This window comes from Diplocloster hominis, from assembly GCF_032380655.1.
Taxonomy (GTDB): Bacteria; Bacillota; Clostridia; order Lachnospirales; family Lachnospiraceae; genus Diplocloster; species Diplocloster hominis.
In genome coordinates, this window is sequence record NZ_JAWDIY010000003.1 from 82,828 (window position 1) to 108,142 (window position 25,315).

A 25,315-nucleotide genomic window follows, 5' to 3' on the forward strand; every position below is an offset into this window, starting at 1 on the left:
GTTTTTTGCTTGTTTTTACCGAAAACAGTGCCTCTGGCATGGGATTTATCTGTTGTGAATATACAAAGAGATACGCCGGTCATAAACCGGCGTACCTCTTTTCTCTTACCTGACTATCTCTGAATTCTGACATAAATCATGTAAAGTCCGCATGGTTTTGTCCTGAGACAGCCTATTCTGATTTTCCGCTTCTCATCCTTCTTCTGTATAGGATCAGGACAGTTACCAGGCTCGCCCCCGCTGCCGTCAGCAGTATGAATGGCAGTACCGGAGCGTCGTCACCTGTCTTGGCTGCCGATGCTCTCTGGTTTCCGGATGACTGATCCTGGTCAGAAGATCCGCTGTTCGAATGATTCGAGTCTTTTTTCGGTTTTTCCTTATCCTGGTAGACCACTGCGAACAGAGAAAATTTATCGATCTCTGCAGTAATCGTATCCGGATTCTCATCCAGATCCTTCCATTCCAGTACCAGCTGATCATGCAAACTTAACAGGGTATACGTTCTGTTAACCCCGTTTCCGGGCTTTAATTCCTGCGGAATCTCGAGTACGATCCGGAACGGACGTCCGGTTTCTGTGATTTTCTGCGGCTCACCGCTACCGATCTGCTTGAATAGTTGGATGTTCAGCAGAGTTCCAAGCGCGCGGTCTTTTAGCGCCCCTTTCAGAGCTCCAATTTCTGCCGCGTTCGCGCCCTCGTCAACTTTCGAAATAACCATCCGGATAACGATCTTCACTCCGTCGGCAGCCATTGCTTTTTCTTCTTCCGTGAGAAGAATATCCTTCAGAATGTCCGCATTCTCCGGTCTGACCGCTGGAACCCCTTCACCGCGGTTTACCTCAATCCGTACCTGATCCATAGGATTATGTGGGTTGTCCGTCGGAGGCGGTGTTACAGGCGGTGTCGTCGGAGGCGGTGTTACCGGCGGTGTTGTTGGCGGCGGCGTTATGGGCGGTGTCGTTGGAGGCGGTGTTACCGGCGGGGCTTCCACAGTATTGTAGAGCTCGAAGCTCTCGATGCCGGGAGCATACTTTTTAGCTTTATCCCCCTCACCGACTGTCCTGCCTTCCAGGATTGTCAGCCGGATCTGCTTTGCCTCTACGGCCTGCTCCAGATCGATCGCCAGTTCCTCTCCGATCTTGGTTCCTTCGTGCAACTTCTTCCAACTGCTGCCATCATAATATTCCAGTTTGAATTTCTGGCACCGGTAATCTTTCGGGTTATTCCACCGGTCATACATTTCCCGGATAATAACACGGTTGAATTCTGTATTCTCTTCCAGATCTACCGTAATTGTCGGCTGCGGATCATCGTCCTTGGGCGCCCACCTGGTTCCGGTCATTCCATCCAGTGCCTTGTCTCCCTCGAAATTGGACCACGCTGTGCTGGTGGTTGCTTTCTTTCCTTTTGTCAGATCCTTTCCGTCTCTTAAGATCGCCTCCTGAACATCCGATATGGCGATATATTGTCCGTCCTTATCCTTGGCATACGCCGTAAAGAAGACGGCGCCCGGCTTGAAGTTGCCGTCGACCTTGGCCTCAAAGCTTCCATCGGCACTGACTGTGGCAGCAAAGGTCTTTTCTGCTTTTGTGGAATCCATGATCTTAACTTCTGCCGACTTGGCTGCGCCGCTGACGGTTCCGGTGACGCTTACCGGCATTCCTTCCAGTATGCTCCTGCCCTCATTCATATTACTTGTCTGAGGCTTGACGGCCGGTGATGTGATACTGATCCGGTCGCGGGCCTGCTTAAACAATTTGAATTCATACAGGCTCGGATTGAGACTGTCTGTGATGTTCAGACGGATTTTATCTGAGGTTACCGAATCGAACGTGACATCAGGTTTATCGTGCACGGACTTCTCACTGCGGTACGCGCTCACCCACTGTCCATCCTTCCAGTAATCAATCGTATAAGTATTAATATAGTTCTTTCCCGCGGAATAATATTCCACAAATGAAGCGGCATTTACCGTAACCGGAGTGTCAAACTCCAGTTCCAATATTGCCTCGGTCGCCTTATCGTGAGACGCCCACCGGGTAGTAGCGTCGTCGTCCACAGCCTTACTGCCTTTGTAGGTCTCACTGTTATACCAGTAAGTATTGGCCTCGGCACTGGACGCGGTCGGCGCGATGTTAGTGGCCGATTCGGTTACCAGCTGTTTGGGTTTCCCTTCCAATTCGATCTCGATCACCGTATCGTAGTCGACCTGATCCACCTTGGACAGTTCGATATATGTTTTTTCTTTCATATTCAGGTAATTCACAGGTTCATTGGTGCCCATCACCTTCATGCTCTTAATCTCGTTGTCCAGTCTGGGGATCTGGATGTCTCCGTTTAATTTTTGGGTTATATGCAGGTATGCCATGCCGTCCTTCGTCGTCATGCGCACACCCGATGGAAGACCCACAAGGCAGTTCCGTTCTGTGCCGTATATACTGTCCCCATATTTTTCCATCCACTTCCCGGCCTCTCTTAGAATCGCAGCGCTCTCCGGTGGAACTGTTCCATCTGGTTCCGGCCCGATATTGAGCAGGAGATTGCCTCCTCCCGAAGCGCACTGTACGACCATATCGATGACCGTATCCGCATTCTTCCAGTTATGGTCATACTTATCCCAGCCCCAGGTATTATTCAGCGTCATGCAGGTTTCCCATGCACCCTCCAGTCCCGTCTCCGGAATGGTTCCTTCCGGCGTTCCGTAGTCTCCAACATTGCCGGATCTCTTAAGACGGTTGTTCGTAACCAGTTCAGGCTTAATGGTTCGAAGATAACGCTGAACCTCCCTGCCGTCTTCTGCCGTCCACCAGCTCTGCCATTCGCCGTCAAACCACAGCATATCCGGCTGATAGATCTCCAGTAATTCCCGAAGCTGCGCTTTATAGCGGCTCATAAAGTCGTCCTTTTCTCCCTCTTTCATAACCGTACTATATGCATCCTGGGATTTGTCATGCCAGTCCTGCACGGTAATATATAAGCAGAAATGGATTCCCGCCTTCTTACATTCCTTAGACAGCTCTTTTAAGAAATCTCCTCCCTTGTAGGCCCCATATCCCTGTAGCTTATAATCCTCGAATTCTTTGATATGGGTGTCGAACATGCTGAATCCCTCATGATGTCTGGATGTAAATACGATGTACTTCTGGCCGGCCGCTTTAGCCAGTTCCACGATCTCTTTGGCGTTGAACTGATCAGGATTAAAGGGTTTCGCCGCCGCAAGAGCATACTCCTCCTTGCCGATCTCTTCCTTCTCCATGATCCACTCAGACAGGCCTTTCGACGGTCCGCCGTTCCATTCTCCTTCCAGGTAGGTATAGGCCCCGAAATGGATAAACTGACCGAACACACTGTCCCTGAACCAGCTCATGCGCTTCTCCATCTCTTCCTTCGTCTCCGTTCCGTCGTAGGTGGAGAAGTTAAAGAAGTCCAGATCCAGCGCAGCATCCTGCGGGAATACCAGATAAATATCGTGTTTTCCGGACACGCCGGCCTTGATATCCGCATATTGCTCCCGGAAGATCGTGCGGTCTTTGCTGGGTTCCACGGTAATGGTACCGATCTTATCCCCATCCACTCCGTCCAGACGGACTTCGATCTGCTTTCCGCTCTGATCATCAAGGGCAGATACCATCAGCATAAAAGTGTTGTATGATTTCTGCTTAAAATCCAGGTTCCGGTATACCAGATAATCCCCGGCTTTGAAATCTCCGCCGTAGGAAGTGTGATCCGGAGCATTGTCATTCTCGGATACATTCCCGCCGGTAATGCCGGCCTTCTGATAATCCTTCGCCTCGATCAGCGTGTCCGCCGTACGCACATCCACAGGCTTCTCAGGCTCCGACTGTCCCTTTAAGCGATATAACTCAAAGGTTTCCAGACTGGGCATAAAAGTCTTATCGTTCAGCACCCTGCCCTGCAGGAAAGTCATTCTTACCTGGCTTGCCGTGATCGGCTCCGTAAGATCCAGGATATATTCCTCACCGATCTTCGTTCCCTCTTTTAACAATTGCCACGTAGTCCCATCATAATATTCCAGCTTGAATTTATTGCACCGGTAATCGGCCGGGGTATTCCAGCGGTCTATCATCTCCCGCATGATCACACGGTCGAATTCTGTATCAGCCCCCAAATCTACAGTCAAAGCAGGTAATACGTCGCTGTCATTGGGCGCCCATCTGGTGCCTGTCATTCCATCCACCGCTTTACTTCCCTCGAATCCACCGTATTGTGTGGATGCGGTTGCCTTTTTTCCTCTTGCCAGGTCCTTTGCATTGCGCAGGATAGCCTGTCTGGCATCGGCCACCGCCACGATTCCTCCCTGTGTATCTTTTAAATAAGCACTGACTGTCAGATCTCCTGAAACGATCGAATCCGCTTCCACACTCCAGGTACCGTCTTTTGTCACTTCTGTCGTAAAGCTTTTCCTGGCGCCCTCTTTATCCAGAACCGCCACTTCCACCTTATCTGCCGTCCCCTCACTGATACCCTCGATCCGGAATGGAGATTCGTCGTAGACAGTAACACCCTCATTATTGGAGCCTGTTTTCGCCACTATCTTAGGATTCGTTATCGCAACCGAACTGAGCTCGTTGCGGAAGAGCTGAAATTCATATATACTCGGGTTATTTGTCTGGGTCAGGTGAAGCCTGATCTTATCAGATGTGACGGCTTCAAAAGTAATATCCGCCTCTGCTTCCAGCTTACCGCCTCTAAAAGCGGTTATCCATTTCCCATCTTTCCAGTAATCAATGGTATAAGCATTGGTATAATTGGAAGCGGATACATACTGACTTACATATGCGCTGTTTACCGTAACCGGATTTTCAAAATTGAGCACCAGCTCCGCTTCCCCGTTACTGATATTTTTTGTAGCCCAACGGCTCGTCCGGTCACCATCCACAGCCTTGCCTGCGGCATACAGATCACTATACTCGTTGGTCCCGGTAACCGTTTTCGCAGTCACGGCCAGATTCGTCATAGAAGAAGTCACCAGTTGCTTCGGGATTCCTTCCATATCGATCTCGATGACCGTATCGTATACGTCCTGGGTAATATCCGACAGCCGTATGTAGGTCTTTTCAGCCGATAAGCTGTAAGTTACTTTCTCACCGGTACCGAGAATTTTCATATCTGTGATCTTATTTTCGAACCGGGGAATCATGATGTCGTTATAAAATTGAGTAGTCAGATGCAGATAAGCTTTTCCCTCCTTCGTCGTCATGCGTACACCGGTGGGGAGCTTCTGCATACAACTGCCCTTTGTACCATAAATACTGTCGGCGTGTATTTTCACCCACTCACCTGATTCTTTCAGGATATCCTCTGTCTCCTTAGGAACAGAGCCATCCCCTTTCGGCCCAATATTCAAAATCAGGTTACCGCCGTTGGAAGCGCACTGCACCAGCATATCCACTACCTGGTCTGCACTTTTCCAATTGTGATCATATTTGCTGAAGCCCCATGTATTATTCAGAGTCATACAACTCTCAACATATGAATCTGTCGCTGAGCTAACAACAGAGTTCTCCCTTACGTCAATATCTCCGATTCCGGTATCCCGTTTCAGTCGTTCATTCGTAATGACTCCGACATCCAACGTCCTAAGATATTTGTACAGTTCCTCCCCGTCTGCTTTCGTCCACCAACTCTCCCAGTCTCCGTCGAACCATAGCACCTTTGCTCCGTATATTTCCACCAGCTCTCTGAGCTGCGCCTTATAACGGCTTACAAAATCAGCCTTTTTGGCAGGATCGACGTTTTTTCCATAATTACTCTGGGAATCATCATGCCAGTCCATAACTGTTATATACGCGCACAGATCCACTCCCTGTTTTTGACATTCCTCTGACAGAGCCTTCAGGGGATCCTCCCCCTTGTATTCTCCAAAACCGGTAATCTTATAATCTTCGAATCCTTTGACCCCGGTATCGTACATATTAAATCCTTCATGATGTTTAGTTGTAAAAACGATATATTTATGACCGGCGGCTTTCGCCAGGCTTACGATCTTTTCCACATCGAATTGAACAGGGTTAAAGGGGCGGGCTGCGATTTCTTCATATTCCTCCCTTGATATGTTTTCATTGGACATGATCCATTCCGCCAGCTTATTTCCGCCAACCGATTTTTCTCCTTTATATTCTCCCTCCAGCTGTGAGAAGGCTCCGAAGTGAATAAACATACCGTATACATCGTTGCGCCACCAGCTCATACGGTCGGCTTTTTCTTCCTCCGACTCCGTGCCCGTGTAAGGGGAAAATACAAAGAAATCTATATTCATATCGGACTCATCCGAAAATACGAAGAAGACATCGTGTACCCCTTCCGGTGACTTTATTTGCGCATACTGTTCCCGGAATATGGTTTTGCTGCCTGAGGGCGTAAGCTCAATAGTTCCCAGCAGGTCACCGTCTGCGCTGTCTGCGTGGACCTCAATCTTTTTTCCTGCCTGGTCGGACCCGGCCGCCGCCATCATCATGATGGTTTTATAATAGCTGCCGTCTCCGAAATGTATATTCCGGTAGACCAGATAGTCGCCGACTCCCCATTCACCGCCTAACGACGAGTGGTCCGGGGCGTCCTCATTGGGGGCGGCCGTTTTCGTTATCTGAGCTTTCTGGTAATCCTTCGCCTCTATCACCGTGTCGGCGGGACGTTCCTCCACCGGCTGTTCCTGCTCTTCCCTGGCGATGTGATACACTTCGAAGGTCTCCAGACTGGCCGGCTTCGCATTGGAGCTGAGGGTTACTCTAATCTGGCTTCCTGTCACCGCAGAGTCCAGATCCAGTACCGCTTCCTCGCCTATGCCGGTTCCTTCTTTTAACGTCTTCCATTCACCGGCCGTATCGTTTTCCAGATATTCCAGTTTATAACCGCTGCAACGATATGCGTTCTCTCCGTTCCAAGGTGCGAACATTTCACGCATAATCACGCGGTTAAACTCTGTGGGCGCTCCCAATTTGACGGTCAGGCTCGGACTCTTGTCGCTGTCATTGGGCGCCCATCTGGTTCCCGTTTTCCCGTCAACGGCCTTGTCGCCGCCCAGACCGTTATAGCCTGTGCTTACCACAATCTCCTTACCTCTGGCCAGATCTTTCTCATTTCTTAAGATGGCCTCGATATTCTCTGCGCAAGCAACTGTGTCGCCGGATGCATTTTTCAGATTCGCGGTAATGCTTATTTTACCAGAGGCTACGTTGTCCGCTTCGATACTCCAGTTTCCTCCGTTGATCTGTGTTGTTTGAAAATTCTTCGTCCCGCCGCTTTCTTCCTGGATCTGTACCTCCACAGAAGCGGCTTCTCCCTCACAGGTTCCCGTGATTGTAAAGGGCGCCGTGTCATATACCGTGCAGCCTTTATTCGTGGATCCTGTGGCAGCGATTACTTCAGGGGCAGCGATGGTAATCGAGCTCACCGCCTTTGGTTCCTCCTGATAGAACAGCTGGAATTCATAGATACTGGATTTATTCCCATCAATGTGGAGACGCACTTGCGTTGTCCGGAAGGTGTCGAAGCTCGGATTTGTTTCTTTCGTTTCATTCGTTATCGCCTCCCCGGTGAAGGCTGTCTTCCATTCATCATTCTCCCAGTAGTCTATGGTGTAAGCATTAACACTGCTTCCATACTGCAGACACGGGTAAATATATGCGGAATTTACGGATACCTCTTGTTCAAAGGTCAGTATCAGGTTAGACGCAGTAGCGTTGTCTCTTGCCGCCCATCTGGTTATCTGGTCTCCATCCAATGCCTTCCCGACAGCACGCTCCGCATCGTATTCGCTATCCGCCGTGGCGGACGTCGGAATCACCTGTTTTTTCTCTGCTGCATCTGCGTCCGCCTGTAAAGGAACCGATTGTTCTGTTGCCGGCTGTTCCTCCGGCTCAGCGGCTCCCGCCTGCATTGGAACCGTTTGTTCCGTTGTCGGCTGTTCCTCCGGCTCAGCGGCTCCCGCCTGCATTGGAACCGTTTGTTCCGTTGTCGGCTGTTCCTCCGGCTCAGCGGCTCCCGCCTGCACCGGAATACTGTTTAAGGTCAGTATAAGCGCAAAGGCCATTGCTATCACACGATAGTATCTCTTTTTCAATCCCATCCCTCCTGTTACTTTTTTTGCTTTTTACAATCTATCCTCCCGTACTTTATCCGGTATTCCATATTATCCGGTATCACTGGTTAGTTTTCTCATCTGTCCGTCAGCGTCTCCTTTCCCTGATATATTCCCTTGGGGAACTTCCGGTCATTCTCTTAAATGTACTGCTGAAATACTGGGCATTGTCATATCCGACCGCCTGCGATATCTCATATATCTTTAAGGAGGTGTTCTCCATAAGGGTTCTGGCTTTTTCCATTCTTTTCTTGGTAAGCGCTTCTATAAAAGTCTCACCGGTATACCGTTTGAACAGATAACTGAAATGGCTGATACTGACCGCCAGGTGGCTGCAGATCTCGTGCAGTGTGATTTCCGGGTCGTCATAGTGCGTATCAATATAATTGAGCGCCATCACCACCTGATGCTGATAGCACCCTTCCCGTTCCTGCTGAAGCACCTTTGCCGCATCCCGGCAGGCTTCCGACAGATGACGCTCCATAGCCGGCAGTGTCCGGTCTTCATAGATGGCGATCTGAATCATCTGCAGCTTGTGAAATAACTCCGGCTGGTCCAGTTTCAATTCCTGCAGAAAACCGGAAAGGGACAGCATCATATTCTGGACGTGCAGGATACATTCCTTTTTCGTCGGCTTCTGCTTTCGCAATTCGTCGGCGAATTCTTTGATCATTGTATCCAGATCGCCTGCCTGTCCTTCTTTGATCTTTGAAACCAAAGCGTCGCGCCATTGATTAATATTAAAAAATCGATCCGGGCAATTCCCTTTAAAGTCATCTGCCCTGTAAATCGTCTTATCACTATACAAGTAACTATATTCCAACATTTCCCGTATACTCTGTGTGGACGAGGGAAGTTCATTCAAAGAGGAGACGCTCACCCCGTTGCAGAAAATAACACTGATATTCAGATAACTTCTGATCGCGCGCTCCAGTTCACAGCAGATCCTCTTGGTCTTTAACTCCAGTTCCTGCTGGACCGCGGCGCCCAGCAGCAGACAGATATTACCATCTTTTTCCTGGAAAGCCAGCGCGTTTTCCTCTCTCTCCAGCACTTCTTCTGCAATATTCAGAATCGCAAAAAATCCCAGGTCTTTCTTATCGTGGAATGGGCTGCTTCGAAATGATGTTTCATCTCTTTCATCGATGATGGTCACTGAAAAACATTTGCCGTCCAAAGTGATTCCATATTTTCCCATCTGTTTTTGGATTTCCTGTTCCGCGAGCCATTCCGTCGTCATCCGGTTCAGAAATTTCGTGCGCATGATCCTTCTGCTGTTCATATATTCGCTGCGGATTTGCTTCATCTGACCGATCCTTTTATTTTCATAATCCAGCAATTTCTTGATCTTCAAAAGTGTCTCGGACAATTCATAGGCCGTCACCGGCTTCAGGATATACTCCATCACGTGGCTGCTGATCGCCTGCTTGGCGTATTCAAATTCATCATAACCGCTGATAATAACGCTTTTCATATGAGGATAATTCTCATATACAAACCTGGTCAGTTCGATTCCGTCTACTCTTGGCATGCAGATATCTGTGATCAGCAGATCCGGGGGCTGTCTTCGGATCTGCTCCTGCGCTTCCAGTCCGTCCTTGCAGATACCGACCAATTCAAAGCCCAGCTCTGCCCATTTGACATTCTCCCTCACGCAATCCCGGAAGATAATCTCATCGTCCGCCAATAATACCTGATACATTCTTCCTACCTCCCTTACATTCTACTGATTCAGTACCGGAAATTCTTTTATTATCTTCTTAGAAATATCCAAATTTTTATGATTATTGCCCGCCATACCATCGTAACAGTCCAGGTTTTCTATAAACACCAAAAATACTACGATTACTTTTAAATTTGTTTGCAATTCAGAACAGGAGCGGGCAGGTACTCCCTGCACCTGCCCACTCCTGCCCTTAACCATATCATTTCATTTCCATCATCCATCTTTTTCTCTTAAAGATCACCGTCGCAGCGGCCAGAAGTATTACCGCACAGGGTACTACCGGGGATTCGTCTCCTGTCTTGGCACCGGAAGCCTGTTGATCTCTTCCTGAATCCTGTGATCCGGACGAATTTCCCTGATTAGAGGAATTGTCTGCGTCCACTATGTCGGTGAAGGTCACTGCATACAGGGAATAGGCATCGGATTCAACCGTAATCATATCCGGATTGAAGTCCAGATCCCGAAGTTCTATCACCTGTTGATCGTGCAGCAAAAGCACAGTAAAGGTCCGTTCTACGCTGCTGCCGGGTTTCCAGTTATCCGGCACATGGAGTACCAGACGGATCGGCTCCGGCAGGGTTCGTATTTCTACCGGTTCTCTGCCTTCGATCTCTTTGTACAGATGGATATTCATAAATCCTGCTAACTGCTTTTGATTCAGGGCGTTTAAAAGCAGGCTGATATCCGCTGCCTGTGATTGGGAATCTGCCGGCGATATCCGTAAGGTCAGCGTAGCTTTTTTACCGGAAGCCACCAGCTTCATTTCCTCCTCTGTCAGTAGGGAATCCATCAGTTTTTGACTGAAATATGCCTTGATTTCCGGGACGTTTCCGGTTTGTTCCACCTTTATCTCTATATTCTTGTCTGCGGGATCCTCCGGCTTCTCATCGTCCGCCGGGGGCTGCGGCTTCTCATCGTCTGCCGGTTTTGTCAGCCCCGCGATCGCTTCCCGAAGTGCCTTCTCGGCCTGGTCTGCTTCCTCCTGGGTAACATTGCGGTACAGAATCTTTCTTGCCTGTTCCAGCGCATTCTGCAATGCCGTTACACTTTCGGAGGTATAGCCGGACAGATCCAGACTGTCTGCTTCCGATACTGCGGCTTCCAAAGCGGTCTTATCCACTTTTTTCACCAGATCCTTCACTGCCTGGCGAAGAGCCCGGACCATACCGTCCACTTTCACCTGAGTGATATACGTCTCTTTCATCATACCGTTTGCCTCTTTCAGAGTGAATTCCAGCACAGAGGTGTCCACATAACCTCCCAGGCTCAGCGCTTCTTCTGCTTCTTTTATCGCCTGCTCCAGTTCTGATTTGTCTCCCTTTTCTTTTTCCGCCAGACCGTCGATGGCAGCCTGAAGCTCCTGTAATACATCCTGAACTTCGGCGTTGCTGATGCCTTCTTTTCCAAGAGCGTTAAAAGCATTCTCTTTCGCCGCTGCGAATTCTTCCCATCCGGACAGATAATGTTCTTCCACATAGTCATCGAGAGTGTCGTACAGTTCCTGCAGGGCGGCTGTATCCGCAGGTTCCTCCTGGATCGGTTTAGTCAGGCGGAAGGAATATACTTCGATATAACTGCTGCTTGCGCCATTGTTTTTTCCATTCTGTGTCACGGAAATCGTATAGGTTTTTGAAGGGTCCAGACCCCCGAACCGATACAGTGGCACATCGGTCATACGCTGCGTATCATAGCAGTCAACCTGCTGTTCGCTGCCTTCTGCCGGATTTCCTTCCTCATCGCTTACGACAACCGCCGCGATCCCATGATCCGCGGCCTTTACACCGTACCATTCAACCGCCGTAGCTTTGCTGAAGGTATGGGATGCCTGTGCCCCGGCCCGTATCGTATCGCAGGATTCCGATCCGGAACGAACCGTCCAGCCTTCCCCGGTACGGGTAATCTCATCGGAGTTCCCTTTTATGATAACCACCTCTTCCAGAACAACGAGAGCCTCCCGTGCCGAATTCAGGTCTTCCGCCAGTTGATCCGCCTCTGCCTGGGTAATTGTCACGGAATTCAAGCCTTCTTTTGCTTTAGCTAACGCTTTTTGGAACAGATACCAGTTATCTTTTCCATATGGCTTCTTCTCTACTGCTTCCGCTTGTGTAACGGCATCCGTCAGCAAGTCTTTATTAATGATATCGTTCTGCGGATTGATCTGCACGGTGGACGTCACCCTCGTGTTCTGTTCGCCGGCCGCAGTGAATTCTACCTCTGCCTCCTGAGTAAAGGTCGCCGGAAGCCGGAATTCACAGGCCGCCTTTGTCCCCGGTGCTTTTACCTGCATCTGCATAAGGAACTGTTCTCCCGCTTTTGCGGTAAGAACTGTCTGTCCGTCCGCGGCCACTCCTGAGGCAGTCGCGTGTATTTTGCCGCTTTCCTTGTCATAGCGGACAGAGAAGGCCTGATCCTGCGCTGCCGGATTCGCTGTCACGGCCGGCAGCGACAGCCCTTCCGCGAGAATCCAGGTATCATACATCGCCGCTTCCTGGGCATCTGTGATAAACAGGATCTGCAGCGCTTTATTGGTAATATCTTCGGGAAGCGTATAACCTTCCCTGGATTCAAAATACAGTTTCCCGGAAGACAGCGTGAATGCCTCTTCTTTCCTGTCAATCAGTTGAAAACCATCGGAAATGTCATACAGCGCATAGACTGCTTTCAAGTCTTTGGACCCGCCTTTGTTTTCCAGCGGTACTTTTATGTTTACCGTCTCTCCCCCCTGGAGATTCAGTGCTTCGTTTCCGTTTCCATAGGTGATCTCTGCGGGCGACGCATATACACCCAGTCCGCTTCCCTTATACTCTGTTACCCGGAACGCATCGACAATGAAATACCTGCCGGATACCTTCTGCCCTTTTAACGTATAATTTCCGTCCGGCAGAAGAGGAGACGTATATACGGTCTGCTGGTACATCCGGGAAGCTGCCGTACAGCTGATCGTCTTTTCCTCTACAGTTTCCCCGGTGTCCTTATTGATCAGGGTCATCTTCACATCTCCCTGATCCGTATATTTTCTGCTGATCATCTCAATCTGATTTCCCGTAAAATCCACTTGGAACCAGGCGCTATTCGCGTTTTGTGTATCCGGGAAGGCACAGATCGTATTATTCTGGTCGTTTCCTTTCCGATTGTCAAAGTACCATGCATTCTGCGTGTAGAGATCGGTGGATACCGCGGTACTGTAGGTCACAGCGGAATCATCGCAGTCCAGAACGGTACTCTCCACCAGAGGTTTATAATAACTCATCTGCCGGATCCGGTTGGTCCGGTGGATATCCAGGATTACCATCGATCCGTCTTCGATCTTATTGAGTTCCACAAAGAAGGATGGCTTTTCCCCCAGGTTCACTCCATTGACCGCTTTTACGATATCCCGCTCCCGGAATCCCAGCGCATAGGCTTCGCTGTCCGCAGGCACTTTTTCAAAATACACACCGTTATAACCATCGGACGCCGTGGAGGATATGATATTATCATCCACTCCCGTTACCGTGGCGCCCTTCCACGCTTCCCGCTGAAGCACGTCGGAAGAGCCTGAGCCAGAACTGGTCTTGGCATAGATCGGAGCCTTACATGCACAGCCGGGTTTGCCGAACTGATCCATCGGGAAATTTTGAAATCCTATCTTCTCCATGCCTTCCTGGTTGGTTACCGTGTAGTCATTTCCGCGCGGATTATAAAACTGAGGATTCACTCCCACTAACGCGTTGGCGTCATAATTATTTTCCGCCTTGTTTGCATGAAACCAGTTGGGCAGGTTGATCTTCGATTCGAAATCGAAATACCAGTTTTTATCTACCTGATAGTTGGCTTTTTTAAACCGGCTCTCATCCACACTGGCAAAACCAAACGGTGTGGTATTCGCTACGATATTTCCGTAAATCTCGTCATTGGCCTCGGTGTAAGATACGTGAATCTGGAACTGTCCGTCCAGAATAATATTATTATATACCTTCCGGTTGAATCCTTCCCTTAATTTAACACCGAGTCCCAGACACAGGTTATTATAGATCTCATAGTTGCTGGAGCCGTCATCCAGGTCGATTCCCCAAGTGTGAGCCGCATCCGCGTTGTGCTGAAAACGGTTATCATGGATTTTCGTCGTCTGATAGCAGTCCAGCAGAGCCAGATCGTAGGACTGTCCGTCCTTCTCGTAATGGCGGATCAGTTCTCCGCTCTGACCTCCTGCATTGTAATTAGGTACCGACCAGAACCGGTCCCTTCCCCAGGAGTTGAACGGGCCATGGTCCGTAGTTTCTAACTGCGCGTTAAATATATCGTTATACGCGATGTCATGTCCGCCGAAAGTACCGTCGTTCACATTAATGCAGGACCGGGCGCTTTTATGTATGGTATTGTGAAGGATCTGAATTCTGCTGCTGACGGATAAGTTCACGCCGCAGGACTGTTTTTCGAAGATCCCCATGTTCTCCATATGGTTATTGGTAATCTTAATGTCCCGCGGATAGTCCTCGCCCGCCGGCCCTGTCTGATCCGGATGATCCACCGTCGTCTTATGAACGGACAGGTCCGGATACAGCGCATGCTGCCAGAAGGATGGTTCATAGACGGAGGAGGCATCGCCCACTACCTGAACAGCGGTCGCGCCGATGTCGATGAATTCATTGTTGTTAACCACATTGGAATCGTTATAGCCGTAGAAGAAGATTCCGTTTCCCCCCATATCGAGAAAGGAGGAGTTCTCCACCCGGATCTGTTTGCCATTCTCCACATAGACGGCTCCTGCTCTCACCACACACCAGTCTCCGCGCAGCAGCGGAATGTACTCTTTAGCCGGTTCATCCACGGTGAACATAGAACGTTTGGTACCGAAATAGGTAAAGCCGCTCAGTGTGATATTTTCCACAGGAGCGGAAGCGTTTTCTCCGGTAATCCGGACCAGTTCTGTGTGAACCGATGCCTCCAGTTTTACCTGATTCAGATCCATACCTTCTTCCGGATAGAAATACAGCTTGCCAGCAGCATTGTCATAGAACCATTCGTTGGGAGCATCCAGTTCTTCGAACACATTTTCCACAACCACGGCATCCTTCATACCGTTTCCCCGGTTATTGTCACCGACCCACCGGTAATCCAGACCCAGTGCGTTAGCAGAGTTTTTACCGGTGATGATGTAATCATTTCCTCCCCAGCCGTTGCTGTGGATCGCCCGCAGGTAACCCCCGGCCGGATTCATGTAGCCGGCGGAACGGTTTTTGATCTCGGCCTTCGTGGCAGCGCCTTCCAGAGGCAGCACACCGGGCCTGCGGTTGGGATAACGGCAGAGTACCTGCTCTTCTTTGTCCGCGAATAGCTGGTCGATCCCCAGATTTTTTTCTGTCTGGGCTACTTTAATTTTTGTGTTTCCCTCATAATCCGACCAGGTCAGGCCGGTCAGGGGCTTTGCCCCGCTCAGGGTAACCTGCTCGTTTTCATAGTTTTGGATCGTCAGTCCGGAATCCTGCTTGTCCAGTTCCAGAGTGTCTTCCAGGAAATAGTCCCCGCCCCGCACATAGATGGTCGGTTTGTCCGCACTGGATGTTCTGGATACCGCCACCGCTTTGGCCAGGGTCTGATAGGGTTTTCCGATGGTTCCGTCTCCCCCTGCGTCATTCCCGTCCGCCGCCACATACAGCGCGTTACCTGCATTTTTGTTTCCTGCTGCAAATGCGGTCTGCCCGGCCGTGACGCCCGGCAGGCCGGTGAGCAGCATCGCGGCCGCCAGGACAGCGGTCACAGCTTTTGTACTTAGACTTTTTCTCTTCATATAATCTCCCTTTCCTTTTCATGGTACTTACATGGTATTCTATATTGTTTCGTTTTTGTTTTCTTTTGCTATCTTCCTGAAAATGTTTCAAATTTTCTGATATTCTATACATCTTAGCAGTTGGAAAAGAAATCATACATTAAATATTCTACGATTTTATGTAATATAATACGATTTTAACTTTTTTTCGACCGTGAAGATGTACTGACCATAAGTACCAGTGAACCTGCCATTAGAATCAGGAATACAGACACTGGAGCATTGTCGCCCGTACGAACTGCAGCCAGAACCGTGTCCTTTGCTTCCCCGGCTGAGGTGCCTTCTCCTGCCGATTCTCCTTTTCCCGCCGGTTTCCCATCCGGTTCCGGCCGGGAGGATTCTTCTCCTGACAGGTCCTTGTCCCCCGGTGTCTGGGCAGCAGCTATCGTCAGTGTCCCGTTTTGAACCGCGCACGTATAGTTTTCGGAGACTGCCCGCGCCGTAATCGGATAGCTGCCGGCGGGAGACTTCGCATCGGCGTCCACCACAAAAGTAACGGTAACAGCTTCGGCTGTATCCCCGTTTACCAGACCTTCGATGTGATACGGGAAGTGGCCCGGAACATCCTCCCCGCAGCCGATGGTATCATTTCCAATCACGATGAGCGCAGGCCTTCTGCTCACCCGCAGTACCCCCGGCTCGATCTCCGCCTGATAATTCGCAGATTCGGCGGTTCCGGTAATCTTATATTCTCCCACCGCTGACGACAGGTCCGCGCCGCATGCAAGCGAAACTCCCAACGCCTCATCGGAATCGCCTCCCACCAATGAATTTTCCGGAACTGTAAAAACGAATTCCGGATTCTCATCACCATAGATCCGTTCCGCGTCGGACACCCTTACCGTAATATTTTTCTTTTGGACCGTGATGTCCGCGGTTCCCCGAACCGTCTCATAATTATTCTGATCCTCAGGGACATACAGGACCTCATATCCATCGTTTCCCGCGGAGGGAAGCCGGCTTTCTTCCGTCCAGTAAAAGCCGCCGCCTTCCAGTTCTATTCCGTCACAAAATCCCTTTCCTTCGATGTGGGATTCCTTCAGCCTCTGGCCATAGGTAAGAACACTGCCGGTTGCGTTCAGAATCTCTGGCTGAGCCGGATTCACGTCGAGAGGGATGACCGCATTATAACCTGCGTATGCGCTGTTCTCTTCGGGAGTATAGACCGCCGTATAACCGGTATTGGCCACACAGGGCTTTTCCTCCGGATTTACCCAGGACCAGGTTCCCCCGTCCGCCTCCGGAAACGGTATCTGCGCCAAGGTTTTGGCCGGACTATATACGAACGGTTCCAGCGCGGGAATTTCCGGTATTACTTTTATAACCGCTATGGCATAATAACCGTTAATTTCACGAACCCCGGTACTTTGCACATTCATCTGATCTCCTGCCGACGCGGAATCCGTTACATCTGTCAGACTTACTCCGTCATCAGTCGGGGCCATATGGAACAGCCGGATTTTTGAGTAATCATAGCTGTTTGGCGCCGCAAAGGAAAGGATCACCGTCTGCGAAGGGTCGGTAAGATCACAGGGAACGTCTCCGGACAGGGCCGAGATCCTAAACAGGGTAAACTGCTCTCCGCCTCCGATCTCATACATGGCTTCCGACAGCGCGTCATATTCTGTCCCACTCTCTACCTTCTCCGTCGTAAATACCACATGTTCCGGAAGATAAGCGTTCGCATCGATCAGCCGGTTTCCGTTCTCTTCCTCCAGTGTCCTCGGGGAAAAGATAAATTCAGCAGTATACGTGCTTTTCAGATATCCTTCCGGCAGTGACGAGGACTCAATGGATAAGGTTTTACCGTTCAGAACCTCTCTGGAGATCCGATCCCCGGCCTTATATTTGTGGTCATCCAGAATGAGAACCGCCTCCGTACAGGGAGTGCCGTCGGTATATTCCGCCCCTTCTATCTGAACAAACGCACAAGAGGCCGGTATATCTGAAATATCTATTTGTGTTGTCCCTTGTGCAGGATGGTAAGTCTGCACATCCCCGATCCCGATTCCTGTTCTGTCGAGATAGAGGAGCTTTAACGCGCTCAAAACCGGTTCCTTTTCCACGCAATCAGACGTAAATGCTTTAATCATGGCATTACCCATCTCAAAACTCGAGTAATAACCGTTTTCATTTAACTTCTGTGTATCCGTCAGATCGATCCAGTTACTGTTCAGTCTCAGAAAGCTTTCCCCGGGATTCGCTACAGCGACATCCTCTACCCCGTTCGTCTCGTCTATATATCCTAATTCAACCGGGAAATAATAGCCGTCAACGCCGTGGATCGTCTCCACTACGGCAAAACGATCCCCTTTTTCTAACAGGATCTCTTCACCCAGTTCTATCGTATGGTATCCCCCATATGGAATCGTAACGTTTTTTTCACACAGCAGGTTATCCGGCCCGCAGTTTTGAAGCGTGTCCTCGTCCCCCAGCCGGTAGATCTGTACCTGTACCTGGGAACCTGGGTTGATCGTGAAAGCGGATACCGCTTTTAACAGCTCGTTTCCCTCCGCACGAAAAACATTTGCGATAGAAGCCGGGTTTTCTCCCCAAGGCAGGTATTTCACAGCACTCTTAAGGCCCAGTAAGTCGTATTGGTAATTATGATCATACCGGTATCTTCTGTCCGCCGGAAGATCCAGCTGATAACTGGTAAAACCGCAGACGGAGCGGTCGTAATAAGACAGATAAAAATAACCGTGATCCCCCCAGCCTGAGCCCCAGCTGTTTTTGACCAGCCAGGCGCCGTTATCCTCCGGCAGCCGGTCCGGATTTGCCGCGAATTTTTCTTTTGGATAATCATCATCCCAGCCCACGATGGAGACGTCGTGATTGGACGGCTCATAGTTATAGGTAAATTGGGACTGATTGTCGGCGGTGATGTAGGTTCTGTCACCTGTTTCACCCGGCTGGCTCTGATCCGCATAGTAGGATATCCCGATCACGCCGTGTTCCATCAGCGCCTGTTTTACCGCCAACGCCGCATTTGCGTTGAACCGATAGTTCTGCCCGCCTTCTCCATCGTCGGTGAATTCTGCCGTTCCCGGCAGAAAATCCGCGTTCTGCAGATGAGCGAAGGAATCATACCTCATCTCCTCCGCCACGCTCCAGTCAGCGTTGGAATCCCCCAGATAGGGAACGTTATCTTCATTCTCTATCCCGGACCAGGCGGACAGAACTCCCGTGGCCAGTTCCCGGTTTCCGCCGAATGCCAGTGGATTCTGTCCGTTGATTACTTTTTTTCCTTCCTTTTTCCCATCCGGCGTAACCGCCTCCGGCTGGTAAGCGAACCATGCCAGATGCCGTTCGGAGTAGTCAGGCTGTGCTGCCGTTGCCGTCCCCTGGCCGTTCTGCTGTTTTAAGGTGTTTCCCTCCATAGAGGAAAGCGCTCCAAAAGCCCAGCATGTACCCCATGGATCCTGGTTTTTTACCGTGGTGGTGCTTCCCCTGTTGTCGTCGTCGATTCCATATTTCACCGGCAGAGACACCCGGCTTCTGAACAGCCTGGCCCCTTTCCCGTTTAAGCTAAAATAGGAGTCCTCTATCGCTGTCGGAATGTGTCCTGTCCGGTAACGCACCGGCTCCATGCTCTGCTGCATTCCGTCTGTGGAACCAGGCTGTGCGCTGACTTTACCCACGCCTCCCGACATGATCATGACAGCCACGAGAAGAAAAACTGTGAGGCGTCTTAATAACGTTTTTTTCATAACATTTCCCCCTGATTTTCGTAGATATATTTGACCCATTTTAAGATCGTCATTCCTATTTTAACCTTCCGGGAGATAACTTTCTTTTAATATTTTCCGGTAAAATTGTAAATTCTTCTGCAATACGCCTTCATTTATATAATTAACGGATTTTTTCGGACTTTTTGCTTCGCCGGAATCCTCTCTTACCGAACAGAAAAAGGCGCTTTACACAGCCGCCTTTTTCCGTCTTATTACGATAAGCTTACCTTTAATCCAGCCGTTTTGTTACTCTTGGTTGCCTTTGGCCCTTTTGTTTTTCCACAGCACCGCGCCGCCCAGAACGATGGTCATCACTGCAGCGGCTGCTACCAGGAGAAATCCCGTGTTTTCTACCGATGTTTGGGCTGCTGATATTTGTCCTGATGACGCCTGATCTGCTGTTGTCTGATCTGCCGCCTGATCTGCCGACGCATCTGTGGAAGCCTGACCAGTCGTACCGGTATCCTTCATGGCTACCGATGTCTTCTCTGAAGAATTCTTGGCCGTCGTCAAGGATTCTTCCGTATTTCCTGTTACTTTTCCTTTCCCTGGATCCGGCTCTGTCCGTTCATTTTGTCCCGTTTCCTGTGTGTCCTGCCGCTTCGCGGTATTCTGCCCGGACGTTTCGCCGGTGGAGGAATCCGGCTCTGTAGAATCCTTCCGTTCTGCCAAAGCTTCGTTGTCCGGTTGTGTTGGCTGTTGTGTTGGCGGCTCTTGGGATTCACTTTTCACCGAGATCAGTCCGCCGAGCGCCTTCTCGATATCCGCAGCCGCCCCGGCGATCTGCTCTTTCCCGGCATCCCCGTTCTCAGCGATTAACTCTCCCTGCGCGCAGGCTGCCTCCAGTACTGCGAAGCTCTCCGGCGTGTAATGGGCCGAACGGTACAGCATTGCCTTCTGCAGCGCCCGGAGCAGGACTTCTTTATCTTCTCTGACCCGTACCCTTGCGTTTGCTCCGGTTAGTGTGCGTACGGCCTCGTCGATCTGATCCTGGGTTGCTCCCTGCTGTTCACTTATGGCTTGGGCCGCCTCCAGCGCTTCCTTCAGTCCTTTGATCGTGGACGGCATAAATTGGTCCTCATGGGCCAGGACAAATTCCGTTTTCTTCATAGCGTTGGTGAGTGAACTTACATCCGCAGGAGCCGGTACTCTAACCAGCTGTCCGTAAGCTTCCTGCAGCGCCCGGTACGCCTCCTGGATCTGCGCCGCTTCCGAATCGTCATTTAACGTTTCCGCCTGCGCCAATGCGTCACTCAATGTTCCGTAGGACTCCGGTGTGTACGCCTCCGCTTTCAAACCGGCCAATATCCCGGCCAGCTCCCCGACATCCGTCCGGTCAACGATCTCTTTCAGATTGACGATCGCCTGGAGCAGGTCATCCGCCGCTTTTGCCACTTCTGCAGCCGTCGCATCGGATTTATCATAGATCCGGCCCGCCTCGGCAAGAGCCAGATCCAGGTCTTCGAGTTTTCCTGGCCGCAGATTTGTCCGGTCTACCGCTTCCGCTCTGGCGATCAGTTCCTCCAGTTCCTTCTTATCCGCAGACGCCGGTATCTCGTCGAGAGCCAGCCTGGCTTCCAGCAGCCGGTTATATTGCTGGTTTATGGCGCTTTGATCCGCATTCCCGTCATCCAGTATCTTCCTTACGTCCTCCAAGACCGGAGCAAACTGCGCCCAGCTTTCCGCCGTAAACGCGGCCTCCTCCAACCCGTCACACTCCGCAATCAGTCCGATTAACTCAGCCGGGTCGCCTTTCTTTTTAAGCCCTTCATATGCCTGCTCTAACACGTCCAGCGCCTCATTAACCTGCGCCTGGGTAATATCCGTATCTTCAAGCCGGGCCTTTGCGGTCTCTCTTGCTGCCCGGAACGCCTCCCAGCTTAAGGGCGTATAAGTTCCGTCATCCTCAAGCGGCTCATAGCGCTCACACGCTTCCCTGAGAGCGGCTTTGTCTATCCTGTTAAATACACGGAACGCGTCAACATCGATTCTTCTTTTGCCCGCGGTGCCTTTCGATGTGATGAGGATCGTATGCTCGCCCTGCTTCAAATTGTGGTTTGAATAGGCGGTAAATTTATACTGTCCTGCACCGTTCACACGGATCTCCGGTTCCACTTCCTCCCCGTCGATCGTTACACTGAAGCCGCCCAGATGTCCTCCTGCGGAAGTAACGAATTCGATACCGGTTCCATTGAATGTGAGGCTGGCGTTATCACCGCTGTTTGCACAGTAGGTAATGGTTCCATTCTCATGTTTTGAGTCATTCCATGTCGTCCAGGTTCCCTTATAGCTAATTCTGCCATCCCGGTCATCGACGGTCTCTGTCTGCTCCTTGTCCGACAGCTGCGCGTACGCCTTTTTGAGCGTTTCTTTCATACTATTGATCTCATCCTGCGAGCAGGTGAAGCTTTGCAGAAGCGTATCTGCGCTCTCCATGGCGTTTTGGAAATTTTCCCACCTTTCCCGGGAATACTTACCATCGCTGTTTTCGATACCCTGATAGGATTCATAGAGTTTCCGAAGTTCTTTTCTGTCCGTATCGGGCATTTTTACATTTATAACATTGAAGGCATCCACATCAAATCTGGTCCTTCCGTTGATATTCAGGGAAGTCAGCGTGATCGTGTGTTCCCCGGGAATCAGATCATATTTGGAAAACGCCAGATATTGGTTTTGGGAGCCCGTATTCATATTTACGGAAGGGACTGCCACCTCCCCGTCAATGTCTACCCCGAAACCGCCCAGGTGTCCGCCCTGTGTACTTATGAACTCGATTCCGGTTCCGGTAAATGTAAGACTTACCGCATTACCCGCGGCACTGCTGTGCGTGATGGTTCCATTCATATGCTTGGCCTCATTCCATTCGGCCCAGTTACCCTTCACATATTGGATCCTGCCGTCCCGGTCGTCGATATTGACAACTTCCGAAACAGGCAGTTCCATCATAAGATCTATACTCCCTGTGGAGCCGGACCCATCCAAACAGAATGCGGTCGCTCTCACCTTACCGCCTCCTATGGCAGTCACCATGCCGTTGGCGTCAATGGAAGCGGTATATTTTATATCCTGTCCTTCTTGCAGCGTTTCCAGTGACCAACGGTATTTCGCATTTTCGGATGCGGATACGGCCGTCAGCTGAACTGTCTCCCCGGCTGCCGTAAGGACGTTTTTATTGTTTTCTGCGGTTACCTTAACCTGCGATTTTTCCGGCCGGTTCACCGGTTCCATTGCCAGCAAAGCCTCGGATATCTCCGCCGCCTCCCCGCTGTTCAGGGCGGCTCTCAATGCCTCTTTACTGGTATTCGTATATTTCCCTTCCAGTTTCTCCTGCGCTTCCTTCTGCAGCTTCTCGAGTGTTAAAGCTGCCCTGTTAACCTGAAAACGGCTGTCTGTTGACAGTTTCACTCCCTCGCCCTTATAGAGGACACGGGGAGTTTCTCCGGTAGGAGAATCTATAATGCAGTCCGTCAGCTCACCATCCTGCCACCGGAAACTCAACTGATAGCCGCCTCTGGCCCGCATTCCTTTTATGGCGCCGTTTTTCCACTGGGATGGTATATATTCCATCAGGTTGATTTCCCCGAACCGGCTGTCCAGTATGGTCTCGCCCACATAATTGGCCAAAGGTCCGTATAGAAGCGCGCTGCTGATGGAAGGATCAGATCTGGCATAGGACAGATCCGTCAGCCCGGCCCGTACTCCCATTACCATTTTATCCGGATGTCTGCCCGCTCCTACGGAAAACAGCCGATCAGCTTCCTTCTGAAGCGCGTAGTATACTTCAGGGGTGTCCGCCTCATTGAATGTACTGTGGTTCAGGAACAGCGCCAGAAGGTGGGAAGCATGCCGGTGATTCGGATCACCTATGGAATATTCATTATAAAATTCTTTCAGCCTTCCGGTATCCTGGTCGATATACATTTCCAATGGAACCATCTTCTCGCTGGCCTGTTTCACCCGCTCCAGCAGCGCAGTATCGTAAGATACCCCTTCTTCCTGCAGCACCTTGGCGCCATTTTGCATCATGCGGAACAGGTTCTGATAGACCCCCACGTCACAGGCCGTACTGATATCAAAGGAAGCCCTTCCTCCGCTGAAACTAAACCAGTGCTCCGGTGATCCGGACGGAGCGATCACCAGGTAATCCTTCAGTTCCCCGTAGACGCCCTCCACGCTCGTAAGCGTACTCAGCGCGAATCTGGCGGCGCCTTCCATAATCGGATAATATTTCTTCAAAAGTTCCGTATCCTGCGTATAGTCATATTTGTCATACAAGGTATCCATCAGCCAGATACCGTCGGCTATCCAGGAGCTGTATTGGGGATCATCTCCCCACATCCCGGTCTGCGCCCAGATATCGGTAGAATGAGCCGCCATCCAGGAGCCCGGTTCCGCGCCGTAGGTTTGTTCCGCGGTTTTCCCGCCGTTTGAAGCGTTGGACACACTGGTGAGAAGTTTGTATAGACCGTCTGCCGTATCCGACAGATTCCCCGCCCCCTTTATGGCCTGCATTTTTTCTACATTTTCATTTAAAAAGAACGCGCCGTTGTTGGGCGGACTCCACGTGGAGCTCCAGATTCCCAGGAGATTGGCCGGAACCCTGGAATTCTCCCGTTCACTGCACAGGCTGAAATAACGTCCGTATTGGTAATAGCGCGCGTAGTCAAAGGGCGTGGACTGCCCTCCGGACGTCTTAACAATCGGATCCCCCTCCAGGTCAATCCACATTCTGCGGTACAGAGGCCGGAAATCCTGCTGGTGCCGTTCTAAGAGTTCATCATAGCTTTTCTGCGACGCCGCGTCCAGCGTCTGACGCACAACCCCGGCATAGTCCACGCCGCTGTTGGACGGATCCGTATTCGCGTCTTTGAAGCTGGTCTCACAGGTGTAGATCAGTACAATCTCTCCGGCTCCCGTCACCTTGAGAGAGTTTCCGTCCGCCCGGACCGTTCCGTCGTTTTTCGGCAGCAGCACCTTTACCCTGGCTTCGAAAAGAGTTCCCCGGCCGGCATCCCAGGTACCGTATACGCCATTGGTCACTCTCATGTCGTAGGGGGCGCGGCCGTTCATCACCACTTCATTTCTGTCCGCATCCACCGTTACTTTGTTCTCCGACGCCTTTCCCAGCATCGCAGAGGGGAGTTCGAATGTAACCGACATGTTCATGGCCTCCGATGCGCTGCTTGCGATCCGGGTGACCATTACATTGTCCGGATTACTGATAAAGGATTGACGGGTATAAGTGGCAGTACCCTTCTGAAAGGTAATGTCCGAAGTAGCCCCGTCCATATTCAGTATCCTCTGATAGCCGGAAGTCCCTGAGGTCAGATCCGGGAAGGAGAGCTTCATCCTGCCCATAGACAAAAAGCTGGCCTGCGATGTGGAGGATGCGTTCCATATCTTTTTGGAAAGACCGTCCACCTGTTTCATAAGATTTAACCGTTCCTGATCGCTGATTCCTTCTCGGTATGCCGAAACCAGAACTTCTTTTAACTGCCGGTATGCTTCTTTCCGGGTTTCCTGGGTGTTTCCGTATCCTCCATAGCAGGAGGCATCCCCCTTCCAAAGATCTTCTTTATATTTCGGATCTCCCGACCAAAAGGTGGAATGGTTCAGCGGAAAGATGTCTTCCGCGATCCCGCCGTTTTCCTTTGCGGCAAATATCCCATTCCCCATGGGAGTTCCGCCGGAACCTTCCGGATTTCCTTCCGGGTTCCCCATATTAATTTTTAGTTTGTTCCATTCCTCGGTCCCGTCCGTGGCGGAGGCGGACATATCAAATGAGCTTTTTTGCCCCTGTGCCGCTGCTTTTAATGGCATAGCCGGGAATAGTCCTGCCAGCAGACAGAGCGTTAAGCCCGCTGCCGCCAGTTTTTTACCGTTCTTCCATCTCCATTTTCTTATCATTCTTCCCTCTCCTATGGCATAATTTCTCTTCCCTTTTCTCA

6 protein-coding genes are annotated in these 25,315 nt (G+C 50.6%); all 6 read right to left on the reverse strand.

The genetic code is table 11. The features are described from left to right. Positions 1-172: 172 nt before the first annotated feature. Positions 173-8,083: an alpha-L-fucosidase gene (locus ABC831_RS04040; protein WP_343246961.1), complete on the reverse strand. Its 7,911-nt coding sequence runs from the start codon at positions 8,081-8,083 to the stop codon at positions 173-175. Between the two features lie 106 nt (positions 8,084-8,189). Next, positions 8,190-9,803: a response regulator transcription factor gene (locus ABC831_RS04045; RefSeq protein ID WP_343246962.1), complete on the reverse strand. Its 1,614-nt coding sequence runs from the start codon at positions 9,801-9,803 to the stop codon at positions 8,190-8,192. Positions 9,804-9,824: 21 nt separating this feature from the next. Continuing rightward, the gene (locus ABC831_RS04050) at positions 9,825-10,025 is read right to left on the reverse strand and encodes a hypothetical protein (protein WP_343246963.1); all 201 of its coding nucleotides are present in this window, start codon (positions 10,023-10,025) and stop codon (positions 9,825-9,827) included. A 1-nt stretch (position 10,026) separates the two neighbouring features. Further along, on the reverse strand, positions 10,027-15,597 hold the full coding sequence (locus ABC831_RS04055; RefSeq protein ID WP_343246964.1) for a hypothetical protein: 5,571 nt from the start codon (positions 15,595-15,597) through the stop codon (positions 10,027-10,029). Positions 15,598-15,773: 176 nt separating this feature from the next. Next, positions 15,774-19,346 (reverse strand): lectin like domain-containing protein, encoded by a 3,573-nt coding sequence (locus tag ABC831_RS04060; protein WP_343246965.1) that lies wholly within the window; start codon positions 19,344-19,346, stop codon positions 15,774-15,776. A 267-nt stretch (positions 19,347-19,613) separates the two neighbouring features. Continuing rightward, positions 19,614-25,274, reverse strand: a complete 5,661-nt coding sequence (locus ABC831_RS04065; RefSeq protein ID WP_343246966.1) for a glycosyl hydrolase family 95 catalytic domain-containing protein — start codon at positions 25,272-25,274, stop codon at positions 19,614-19,616. Positions 25,275-25,315 lie beyond the last annotated feature (41 nt).

Coding starts and splice junctions, on each gene's coding strand:
- ABC831_RS04045 (WP_343246962.1), bottom strand. CDS start 9,803: ATGTATCAGGTATTATTGGCGGACGATGAGATTATCTTCCGGGATTGC.
- ABC831_RS04050 (WP_343246963.1), bottom strand. CDS start 10,025: ATGGTTAAGGGCAGGAGTGGGCAGGTGCAGGGAGTACCTGCCCGCTCC.
- ABC831_RS04055 (WP_343246964.1), bottom strand. CDS start 15,597: ATGAAGAGAAAAAGTCTAAGTACAAAAGCTGTGACCGCTGTCCTGGCG.
- ABC831_RS04060 (WP_343246965.1), bottom strand. CDS start 19,346: ATGAAAAAAACGTTATTAAGACGCCTCACAGTTTTTCTTCTCGTGGCT.
- ABC831_RS04065 (WP_343246966.1), bottom strand. CDS start 25,274: ATGATAAGAAAATGGAGATGGAAGAACGGTAAAAAACTGGCGGCAGCG.